The organism is Limnohabitans lacus, from assembly GCF_030053395.1.
GTDB lineage: Bacteria > Pseudomonadota > Gammaproteobacteria > Burkholderiales > Burkholderiaceae_C > Limnohabitans_A > Limnohabitans_A lacus.
In genome coordinates this window covers 120,793-131,631 of sequence record NZ_JASGBH010000001.1, presented here as the reverse complement: position 1 = coordinate 131,631, position 10,839 = coordinate 120,793, and the positions used below count along the sequence as shown (strand labels likewise).

Below are 10,839 nucleotides of genomic sequence, written 5' to 3'. Positions count from 1 at the left end.
CCCATGTTTTTTTTGAATCCTGAGCTTCTTGTCAACACTTTGGCCGCTGCCTTGACCGGCCGATCATTGTATCGCTGCCCCCTCCATCCATGAGCGCCAAAAACATCCAATTCCTGCGCATGACTTACCTGCGTGGGCCCAACATCTGGACTTACCGCTCGGTCATCGAAGCCTTGATCGACATTGGCGAGCTGGAAGACTTCCCCTCCAACCTCCTGCCTGGCTTCAATGACCGGCTCAAAGCCTGGCTGCCCCAGATGATCGAACACTACTGCACGCCCGGTGTGCGCGGTGGTTTCTTTCAACGTTTGGACACCGGCACTTGGGCGGGGCACATCCTCGAACACGTCAGCTTGGAGCTGCAAAGCCGCGCCGGCATGGCCATGAGCTTTGGTAAGGCTCGCGAAGCCGGGCCCCGTGGCGTTTACAAGGTGGTCGTGCGCACCGACCACGAAACCGTGGGCCGAAGCTCACTGGAAATGGCCCGTGAACTGATCTTGGCCGCCATCCATGACACGCCCTACGACGTGCCCGGCGCGATCGCCAAACTCACCGACATGGTTGATGCCTTGTATGTGGGCCCCAGCACCGCCAGCATCGTCGAAGCTGCTTACGAGCGCCGTGTGCCCTACATCCGCCTGAACGCGGGTAATTTGGTGCAGCTCGGCCATGGCGTGAACCAACGCCGCATCTGGACGGCCGAGACCGACCGCACCAGCGCGATCGCTGAAGGCATCTCCAAAGACAAAGACCTGACCAAGAACCTGCTGGCCATGTGCGGTGTGCCCGTGCCCGAAGGCCAGGTGGTGGACAGCCCCGCTGCCGCTTGGGCCGCGGCCCAGGACATTGGCCTGCCCGTCTGCGTCAAGCCCAGCGATGGCAACCGCGCCCGTGGTGTTTCACTTGATCTGAGCACCCAAGCCGACGTCGAAGCAGCCTACGCCATTGCCTTGGCGCAAGGCAGCGAAGTCATTGTCGAGCGCTTCATTCGCGGCTCGGAGCACCGTCTTTTGGTGGTTGGCGACCGCCTGGTGGCCGCCAGCCGTGGAGAGACCGCCAGCGTGACCGGCGACGGCCAACACAGCGTGCGCGACTTGGTCAATCTGCAAATCAACGCCGACCCCCGACGCGGCAGCGACGGCAGTTTGCCACTGGAGCTGGTCAAGCTCCGTGAAAACAGCCCCGAAGTGCTGGAACTGGCCCGCCAGGGCCTGACCCCCGACAGCGTGCCTGCTGCGGGCCAAACCGTGTTGGTCAAACGCACCGGCAACATGACCACCGATGTCACCGACATCGTGCACCCCGATGTGGCCGCCCAAGCCGTGCTGGCCGCCCGCATGGTGGGCTTGGACATCGCCGGTGTGGACGTGGTCACCCCCGACATCCGCCAGCCCCTGGCCGACCAAGGCGTGGTGGTGGAAGTCAATGCCGGCCCCAGCCTGCTGATGCACCTGAACCCGGCCGAGGGCCAAGCCCGCCCCGTGGGCGAAGCCATTGCACAGCACCTGATCCCCGCCAACGAAACCGGTCGCATTCCGGTTGTCGGCATCATGGGCGACGGTGACACCACCCGCAGCGCCAAACTGATCGCTTGGCTCTTGCACCTCAAAGGCCTGTACACCGGCCTGGCCTGCGCCGATGGCCTGTACATGAACCAGCGCTGCCTGCAAAAAACCAATGCCATGGACTTTGACCAAGCCGAGCGGTTGCTGGTCAACCGATCGGTGCAAGCAGCTGTCTTTGAAAGTGATGCCCGCCGTCTGCTGACCCAAGGCCTGCCGTATGACCGCTGCCAAGTGGGCATCGTCACCAGCATGCCCAAGGCAGCGCCCTTGGAAGACCTCTACCCCGGCCCCGACGAAAAGATGCCCAGCTACATCCGCACCCAGATCGATCTGGTGCTGAGCACCGGTTTTGCCGTGCTCAATGCAGCCGATGAAGCCGTGGCCGATTTGGCCCAATACAGCGACGGTGGCGTGATTTTGTACGCCCATGACGAAGCCGAGCCACGCCTTGCTGCCCACCGGGCTGAAGGGGGCCGCATCGGATTCTGGCGTGATGACCAACTGATCTTGGCCCAAGAAGCCAAAGAACAAGCCGTGCTGTCGATTCAGCGCCCCGCCGTGGCGCGCCTGCTGAAAACCAATTCCCTCAGTCAAAATGACATGTTGATTGCCGCTTGCGCCGCATGGGCCATGGACATGGGCGCCGATTTGATCCGCGCCGGTGTCAAGAGCTACGGCCAAACCCCAGCCGTCTGATACGGCTTCAGAAGAACAACAGGAACCCCTCTTCATGGAAGTGTCCCGAATTCGCGCCTTGCGCGGCCCCAACTTGTGGAGCCGCCACACGGCCATCGAAGTCATCATCACCTGCACGCCCGGCGAGCAGGGTCTGAGCCCCCAACACCCGGTCGAGCAGAAACTGCGCCGCATCTTCCCCGAAGTCGGCCCTTTTGACAGCGTGCGTCCAGGCCAGACGATTTCCATGGCGCACGCCCTGGAAAAGGTCACCTTGGGCTTGCAAACGCAAGCGGGTTGCCCCGTCTCGTTCAGCCGCACCACGCCCACCCAAGAAGCGGGCGTCTACCAAGTGGTGGTGGAGTATTCCGAAGAGTCGGTCGGGCGCCTGGCGCTGGATCTGGCCGAGCAGTTGTGCAAAGCCGCCATCGCAGGCGCTGGCTACGATCTGGAAGCGGCCATTGCGCAGTTGCATGAACTCAATGAAGACGTGCGCCTGGGCCCCTCCACGGGTGCCATCGTGGACGCAGCCCTGGCGCGGGGCGTGCCCATTCGGCGCTTGACCGACGGCAGTCTGGTGCAGTTTGGCTGGGGCGCCAAACAACGCCGCATCCAGGCCGCAGAAATCGACAGCACCAGCGCCATCGCCGAGTCGATCGCCCAAGACAAAGACCTGACCAAGAGCCTGTTGCACGCCGCGGGTGTGCCTGTGCCGATGGGCCGACCCTCGGGCAGCCTCGAAGAAGCCTGGGCCATCGCCCTCGAAGTCGGTTTGCCCGTTGTGGTCAAACCCCAAGACGGCAACCAAGGCAAAGGCGTGTCGGTCAACATCACCGACCGTGCGGCGTTTGAGGCGGCCTACGCCACCGCTGTGCGTTACGGCGTGGTCTTGGTCGAAAAATTCCTGCCAGGCCACGACTACCGCCTGCTGGTGGTGGGCAACAAGCTGGTGGCAGCAGCCCGCCGAGAACCGCCTTTGGTGGTGGGTGACGGCAAGCACACCGTGCGCCAATTGGTGGACCAGGTCAACGCAGACCCACGCCGGGGCACGGGGCACTCCACGTCGCTCACCAAAATCCGATTCGATGACATCGCCATCGGTCGTTTGCACGAGCAAGGGCTGGAGCCCGAGTCAGTGCCCGTCAAAGGCCGCCGCGTGATCTTGCGCAACAACGCCAACCTGTCGACTGGCGGCACCGCCACCGATGTCACTGACGATGTGCACCCCGAAGTGGCCGCCCGTGTGATCGAGGCCGCCCAAATGGTGGGCCTGGACATTTGCGGTGTGGACGTGGTGTGCGAATCGGTGATGCGCCCGCTCGAAGAGCAAAACGGCGGCATCGTGGAGGTCAACGCCGCTCCTGGCCTGCGCATGCACATCAGCCCCTCATATGGCAAAGGCCGTGATGTAGGCAAAGCCGTCCTCGACCACATGTACCCCGATGGCGACAGCGGCCGTGTGCCCGTGATCGCCGTGACCGGCACCAACGGCAAAACCACCACCGTGCGCCTGACCGCGCACCTGCTGCGAACCCAAGGCCTGCGCGTGGGCATGACCAACACCGATGGCGTTTACGTCAATGGCCGCCAGACCGATTCTGGCGACTGCAGCGGCCCACGCAGCGCCCGCAATGTGCTGATGCACCCCGATGTGGACGCGGCCGTGTTCGAGACCGCCCGTGGCGGCTTGCTGCGCGAAGGCCAGGCCTTTGACCGCTGCAAAGTGGCCATCGTGACCAACTTGGGCGCGGGTGACCACCTGGGCCTGAACTACATCACCACACTCGAAGACCTGTCGGTGCTCAAGCGCGTGATCGTGCTCAACGTCGAGCCCACGGGCATGGCCGTGCTCAACGCGGCCGACCCGGCTGTGGTGGCCATGGCGCACCACTGCCCTGGCGATGTGACCTTCTTTGCGCTGGACATGCACCAACCCGTGTTGGCCGCGCACCGCGCCCAAGGCAAGCGGGTGGTCTACACCGATGACGGCGACATCGTGGCTCAAAAGGGCAAACAGATTTTCCGCATCCCGCTGGCCAATGTGCCGCTGACCCGACAAGGACAGATCGGCTTTCAGACCGAAAACGTGATGGCCGCTGTGGGCGCCGCTTGGGCCGTGAACGTGCCTTGGGATGCGATCGCCCAAGGCCTGTCAACCTTCATCAGCGACATCCAGGGCGTGCCTGGCCGCTTCAATGTGTTCGACTACCAAGGTGCCACCTTGATCGCGGACTACGGCCACAACCCGGACGCCATTCAGGCGCTGGTGCAGGCGGTGGACAACATGCCCGCCAACAAGCGCGTGGTGGTGATCAGCGGTGCCGGTGACCGGCGCGATCAAGACATCCGCGACCAGACCCAGATTCTGGGTGCGGCTTTTGACGATGTGCTGCTTTACCAGGACGCCTGCCAGCGCGGCCGTGCCGATGGTGAAGTGCTCAAGCTTTTGCGTGAAGGCCTGCAAGGCGCCGCCCGCACCAGCCATGTCGAAGACATCCAGGGCGAATTCAACGCCATTGACAAAGCGCTGGCTCGCCTTGCGCAGGGCGATCTGTGTCTGATCCTGATCGACCAGGTGGAGGAAGCCTTGGCCTACATCACCGAGAAGGTCAAAGCGGCTGCCTGAGTGGGCCGCCTGATGCCGTTCAGCCGGCCAGGCCGTTGATCTTCATGGCCAGCGCCACGCTGGCCATGAACACCACAACCCACGCGGCCCAGCGCTGCAGACTGGGACGGGGTTGTTCAACCCACTTGTAAAGCGCCGCACCCGCGCACAGCGACAAGCCCAAGGCGGCCAACATGCCCCATCCGTTGGGCCACAGTTGACCAGGCCAAAATTGCGTCACACAGGCATTGACCGCCAAGCTCACCGAAAAATGGATCACAAACACGGAATAAGAAATCCGTGAGAGCCATTGAATGGCCCGAGCCCCCGGGAACTTGACATCCTGCGACGAAAGGCAAGACGCTGGTGCGGTGGCCAACAGGATCGCCACGGCCAGGGCCGTGACCAGGCGCCAGCGTGGATCCAGCCAGAAAGCCACCACGGCGACCAACAGCAACAACCGCCAGGTTTGGCGGGACAAACCCACTGCACGATGTTGGTAAGCCAGCCAGCCCAGCCCATAGGCGCCATAAAAATACACGGCGTAATCGTCCAGACGGTCGTCTCCGCTCCACCACCACAAGGAAGCGACCACCAACATGAGCCAAATGCCTTGGCCCCATGAACCGGGCGAATCCGTGGGCCACCAAGCGCTCAGGCGCTGTGCCAATGCCAACACCAACAAAGCGCTCGCATACAGCTGAAAGTCCATGGCCACATACCAGACGCCAGCCGACAAGGCCTCCATGTCCAGCACGTGCTGCAACAAAGCCACATGCGCCCAAGCTTGGGTCCAATGGGGCAATGCCGACAAGGAAGGATGGTCAAACTGGGGGCGGATGATTTCAGACACCACCACCACCGCACTGAGCGCGGCCAACAAAGGCAGGACCAGGCGCAGGTAGCGCCTCCAAAGCAGCACCCCACTGGTGTGCAAGTCAAGCTGGGTGATTTTGGAAAGGCTGGCCGCCGTCAGAAAGCCACCGCACACCAGAAACATTTGAACCGCAAGCCGAGCACGGTCAAACAACCAATCGATCAGGCCAGGCCAGGCTTGCATCACCACATCCGCCATCGGCCCATAAAAGGCCAAGTGGTGCAAAACAATGAGCACACAGCCCACCGCCTTGAGGACATCGAGCAACCAAGCACGACCCGATGGTTGCGGGGTCATGGCTTGGGTTGTTTGCGAGATCGCTGAACTCAAAGCGCCAGGCGGGCGCGAGCAGCTTGGTATTCGCGCTTGAATTGAGCCACCAGATCGGCAGTGCTTTGCACCGACTGGATCGCGCCAATGCCCTGGCCGCAGCCCCAGATGTCTTTCCAGGCTTTTTTGGCGTCACCACCAAAGTTCATCTTGCTGGGGTCCGACTCGGGCAGGTTGTCCGGGTCCAAGCCCGCTGCTCGGATGGACGGGGCCAAGTAATTGCCATGCACGCCGGTGAACAGATTGCTGTAGACGATATCGTCCGAATCGCTGTCCACAATGGCTTGTTTGTACTCTTCAGCGGCGCGGGCTTCTTGCGTGGCGATGAAAGCCGAGCCAATGTAGGCAAAGTCGGCACCCATGGCTTGGGCCGCCAAAATGGCATCACCCGAGGCAATCGAGCCCGACAAGGCCACCGGGCCATCGAACCACTGGCGGATTTCCTGGATCAAGGCAAAGGGGCTTTTCACGCCCGCATGGCCACCGGCACCTGCCGCCACAGCGATCAGGCCATCAGCGCCTTTTTCGATCGCCTTGTGCGCGAACTTGTTGTTGATGATGTCGTGCATCACCACACCACCGTAGCTGTGTGCAGCTTGGTTGATCTCTTCACGCGCGCCCAGGGAGGTGATGATGATCGGCACCTTGTACTTCACGCACATGGCCATGTCGTGTTCCAAGCGGTCATTGCTTTTGTGCACGATCTGGTTGATCGCAAAAGGTGCCGCAGGCTTGTCGGGGTTGGCCGCGTTGTAGGCCGCCAGTGTTTCGGTGATTTCAGCCAACCAGTCTTCCAGTTGCGCAGCTGGGCGGGCGTTCAAGGCAGGCATGGAGCCCACAACGCCTGCCTTGCACTGCTCGATCACCAGCTTGGGGTTGCTGATGATGAACAAAGGGGACGCGATGACAGGAAATGGCAGGTTCGCCAGAACGGGGGGCAACTTGGACATGGAGTCTCCAGAAAATGATCTGTCTATTGTGAGAGAACAAACGCTTGAGCAGGTGTCGACGGGGCGACAAGTCCGGTGGTAAGCCAAGCGAATGGCATCTGATCGCCAGCAGGGCTGGCTCCTACGCGGGTCTTGTCGCTGCCTTTGGCGCGGCTCTGGATGTGGGAGCCAGCCCTGCTGGCGAAAATTTGTGCGCAGCTGATCAAGCCTGACTTGAAGAACTTGTCATGCCCACAATTGCGCATGACAAGTTCAATCCCTGCTTCAGAACGCGTCCAGCGCCAATTCGGTCACGCTGCCCGCACCTTCCACGATGCTGTCGCGGATGCCGGGCACCTTGGACAGGATGTGGTCGGCGTAAAAACGCGCTGTGGTGACCTTGCTGGCCATGAAAGCGGCGTCTTGTGCCTGCGCCTCGGGGGTCAAAGCCACCAACAGAGCACGACCCATTTGCCAACCCGCCATCAGGTTGCCGGTGAGCATCAGGTAAGGCACGCTGCCTGCGAACACGTCGTTGGGCTTGGCCTTGGTGTTGCCGGCCACGAAATTGACCACATCCACAAACGCTTCACGCGCGGCCTTCAAACGCTTGGCCATGGCCAGTGCGTCGGTGTTGCCCGAAGCGATCAATGCGTTTTCGGTCTGCGCCACTTGATCGGCCAGGGCTTTGGCGGTCTGGCCCCCGTCGCGCGAGGTCTTGCGACCCACCAAATCGTTGGCCTGGATAGCCGTAGTGCCTTCGTAGATCGTCAGGATCTTGGCATCGCGGTAGTACTGGGCGCAGCCGGTTTCTTCGATGAAGCCCATGCCGCCGTGCACCTGCACGCCCAAGCTGGTGACTTCCAGGCTCATCTCGGTGCTGTAGCCCTTGACCAGCGGCACCATGAATTCGTAGAAGGACTGGTTTTGCTTGCGCACGTCGGCATCGGGGTGGTGGTGCGCGGCATCGTAGGCAGCGGCAGCCACTGAAGCCAAGGAACGGCAGCCCTCGGTGTAGGCACGCATGGTCATGAGCATGCGGCGCACATCGGGGTGGTGAATGATGGGGCCTGCGGCGGGCAAGCTGCCGTCCACAGGGCGGCTTTGAATGCGGTCACGGGCGTACTGCACGGCATGCTGGTAAGCACGCTCGGCAATCGAGATGCCTTGCACACCCACCGCATAACGGGCCGCATTCATCATGATGAACATGTATTCAAGGCCACGGTTTTCTTCGCCGACCAAAAAGCCGATGGCGCCGCCGTGGTCACCGTACTGCAAGACAGCCGTGGGGCTGGCCTTGATGCCCATCTTGTGTTCGATGGAGACGCAATGCACATCGTTGCGCTCACCCAGCGAACCATCGCCATTGACCATGAATTTGGGGACCACAAACAAGCTGATGCCCTTGACGCCTTCGGGTGCACCCTGCACACGGGCCAACACCAGATGGATGATGTTCTCGGCCATGTCGTGCTCACCGTAGGTGATGTAGATCTTGGTGCCAAACACTTTGTAGGTGCCGTCAGGCTGAGGTTCTGCGCGGGTGCGCACGGCCGCCAGGTCCGAGCCCGCTTGGGGTTCGGTCAGGTTCATGGTGCCGGTCCACTCGCCCGAAATGAGTTTTTCGAGGTACTTGGCCTTCATGTCGTCCGAGCCGGCCGTGAGCAACGCTTCGATCGCACCGTCGGTCAGCATGGGGCACAAGGCGAAACTCATGTTAGCCGAATTGAGCATTTCGCCACAGGCCGCACCGATGGTCTTGGGCAGCCCCTGACCGCCAAACTCGGCAGGGTGCTGCAGGCTTTGCCAGCCGCCTTGTGTGAACTGTTTGTAGGCTTCCTTGAAGCCCGGTGTCGTCGTGACTTGGTTGCCACTGTGGTGGAAAGACGGGTTTTTGTCGCCCTCCCAGTTCAGCGGCGCGATGACTTCCGTGTTGAGCTTGCCGCACTCTTCGAGCACCGCTTGCGCGGTTTCCAGACCGGCATCTTCAAAGCCGGGGATCTGCGCGATCTGGTCGATGCGGGCCAAATGCTCGATGTTGAACAGCATGTCTTTGAGAGGTGCGGTGTAGCTCATGAAAGTCTCCGGTAAGTCTGTGTGAGGTTACAAAAAAGGCATCGCGAACGATGCCTTTTGTGAGGTGCTGAAAGGTCAGAGGGCCTGGGTGAGTTCAGGCACAGCGGCGAACAAATCGGCCTCCAAGCCAAAGTCCGCCACGCTGAAGATCGGCGCTTCGGGGTCCTTGTTGATCGCCACGATCACTTTGGAGTCCTTCATGCCCGCCAAGTGCTGGATCGCGCCCGAGATGCCGCAAGCGACATACAGCTGAGGTGCGACGATCTTGCCGGTCTGGCCCACTTGCAGGTCGTTGGCCGCGTAGCCCGCGTCCACCGCAGCGCGGCTGGCACCGATGGCAGCGCCCAGCTTGTCGGCCAGGGGCGTCATCACTTCGTTGAACTTCTCCGAGCTGCCCAAAGCGCGGCCACCCGAGACGATGATCTTGGCTGCGGTCAACTCGGGGCGGTCGTTCTTGGCGATCTCGCTGCCCTTAAAGCTGCTCTTGCCGCTGTCCGCTTGTGCGGCTGCGCTTTCCACGGCGGCTGCGCCACCGGTGGCGGCAGCGGCGTCAAAGCCGGTGGTGCGCACGGTGATGACTTTGGTCGCGTCGGTGGATTGCACGGTGGCGATCGCATTGCCCGCGTAGATGGGGCGCTCGAAGGTGTCAGGGCTGTCGACTTTGGTGATGTCGGAGATCTGGGCCACGTCCAACTTGGCCGCCACGCGGGGGGCCACGTTCTTGCCGCCTGCGGTGGCGGGGAACAGGATGTGGCTGTAGTTGCCAGCGATGGCGAGCACTTGGGCAGCGACGTTTTCGGCCAGGCCATGGGCCAGCGCTTCGCTGTCGGCGTGGATCACTTTGGCCACGCCAGCGATCTGGGCGGCAGCCGCTGCTGCAGCGCCTGCGTTGTGGCCCGCGACCAGCACGTGCACATCACCACCGCAAGCGGCCGCGGCCGTGACGGTGTTCAGGGTCGCGCCTTTGATGGAGGCGTTGTCGTGTTCTGCAATAACAAGGGAGGTCATGTTGTTCAGTCCTTAGATCACTTTGGCCACGTTCTTGAGCTTGTCCACCAAGGTGGCGACATCGGGCACCTTGATGCCGGCGCTGCGCTTGGCAGGTTCTGCGACCTTGAGGGTCTTGATGCGGGGGGCCACATCCACGCCCAGGTCTTCAGGCTTGAAGGTGTCGAGCTGCTTTTTCTTGGCCTTCATGATGTTGGGCAAGGTCACATAGCGTGGCTCGTTCAGGCGCAAGTCGGTGGTCACCACCGCAGGCATGGACACCGACAGGGTCTCCAGACCCCCGTCGATCTCGCGGGTCACTTGGGCTTTGCCGTCCACGATCTCCACCTTGGAGGCGAAGGTGGCTTGGGGCAAGTCGGCCAAAGCGGCCAGCATCTGGCCGGTTTGGTTGCAGTCGTCGTCGATGGCTTGCTTGCCCAAGATGATCAGGCCAGGTTGCTCTTTGTCGACCAAGGCCTTGAGCAGCTTGGCCACGGCCAGGGGCTGCAGGTCCAGGTCCGCAGGCGTTTCGACCAAAATGCCACGGTCGGCACCGATGGCCATGGCGGTGCGCAGGGTTTCTTGGCACTGGGCCACACCGCAAGAGACGGCGATCACCTCGGTGGCCAGGCCTTTTTCTTTCAGGCGCACAGCTTCTTCGACAGCGATCTCGTCAAAAGGGTTCATGCTCATCTTGACGTTGGCAATGTCCACGCCGCTGTTGTCGGACTTGACGCGCACTTTGACGTTGTAGTCCACCACCCGTTTCACGGGAACAAGAATTTTCATGAA

General features: G+C 61.8%; 7 protein-coding genes. 2 read left to right on the top strand and 5 right to left on the bottom strand.

Going from position 1 to position 10,839, the window contains the following annotated elements:
• Positions 1-89: 89 nt before the first annotated feature.
• Positions 90-2,261 carry a cyanophycin synthetase gene (locus QLQ16_RS00680; RefSeq protein WP_283222763.1) on the top strand — a complete coding sequence of 724 codons (2,172 nt, stop codon included), beginning with the start codon at positions 90-92 and terminating at the stop codon, positions 2,259-2,261.
• Between the two features lie 34 nt (positions 2,262-2,295).
• Complete coding sequence (gene cphA, locus QLQ16_RS00675) at positions 2,296-4,866, top strand: cyanophycin synthetase (RefSeq protein WP_283222762.1); 2,571 nt, start codon at positions 2,296-2,298, stop codon at positions 4,864-4,866.
• A 19-nt stretch (positions 4,867-4,885) separates the two neighbouring features.
• Here cphA and QLQ16_RS00670 read toward each other — a convergent pair whose 3' ends face one another.
• The 5 genes from QLQ16_RS00670 to QLQ16_RS00650 all read right to left on the bottom strand — a co-directional run bounded on the left by QLQ16_RS00670 (position 4,886) and on the right by QLQ16_RS00650 (position 10,836).
• Positions 4,886-6,019, bottom strand: coding sequence for an acyltransferase family protein (locus QLQ16_RS00670; RefSeq protein WP_283222761.1), 1,134 nt, complete (start codon positions 6,017-6,019; stop codon positions 4,886-4,888).
• Between the two features lie 29 nt (positions 6,020-6,048).
• Positions 6,049-7,002, bottom strand: a complete 954-nt coding sequence (locus QLQ16_RS00665) for an NAD(P)H-dependent flavin oxidoreductase (protein ID WP_283222760.1) — start codon at positions 7,000-7,002, stop codon at positions 6,049-6,051.
• Positions 7,003-7,266: 264 nt separating this feature from the next.
• Positions 7,267-9,060, bottom strand: coding sequence for an acyl-CoA dehydrogenase (locus tag QLQ16_RS00660; RefSeq protein WP_283222759.1), 1,794 nt, complete (start codon positions 9,058-9,060; stop codon positions 7,267-7,269).
• Positions 9,061-9,135: 75 nt separating this feature from the next.
• Positions 9,136-10,068 carry an electron transfer flavoprotein subunit alpha/FixB family protein gene (locus QLQ16_RS00655; protein WP_283222758.1) on the bottom strand — a complete coding sequence of 311 codons (933 nt, stop codon included), beginning with the start codon at positions 10,066-10,068 and terminating at the stop codon, positions 9,136-9,138.
• Positions 10,069-10,080: 12 nt separating this feature from the next.
• Positions 10,081-10,836 carry an electron transfer flavoprotein subunit beta/FixA family protein gene (locus QLQ16_RS00650; protein ID WP_283222757.1) on the bottom strand — a complete coding sequence of 252 codons (756 nt, stop codon included), beginning with the start codon at positions 10,834-10,836 and terminating at the stop codon, positions 10,081-10,083.
• Positions 10,837-10,839: the final 3 nt, after the last annotated feature.

Coding starts and splice junctions, on each gene's coding strand:
- QLQ16_RS00680 (WP_283222763.1), top strand. CDS start 90: ATGAGCGCCAAAAACATCCAATTCCTGCGCATGACTTACCTGCGTGGG.
- cphA (WP_283222762.1), top strand. CDS start 2,296: ATGGAAGTGTCCCGAATTCGCGCCTTGCGCGGCCCCAACTTGTGGAGC.
- QLQ16_RS00670 (WP_283222761.1), bottom strand. CDS start 6,019: ATGACCCCGCAACCATCGGGTCGTGCTTGGTTGCTCGATGTCCTCAAG.
- QLQ16_RS00665 (WP_283222760.1), bottom strand. CDS start 7,002: ATGTCCAAGTTGCCCCCCGTTCTGGCGAACCTGCCATTTCCTGTCATC.
- QLQ16_RS00660 (WP_283222759.1), bottom strand. CDS start 9,060: ATGAGCTACACCGCACCTCTCAAAGACATGCTGTTCAACATCGAGCAT.
- QLQ16_RS00655 (WP_283222758.1), bottom strand. CDS start 10,068: ATGACCTCCCTTGTTATTGCAGAACACGACAACGCCTCCATCAAAGGC.
- QLQ16_RS00650 (WP_283222757.1), bottom strand. CDS start 10,836: ATGAAAATTCTTGTTCCCGTGAAACGGGTGGTGGACTACAACGTCAAA.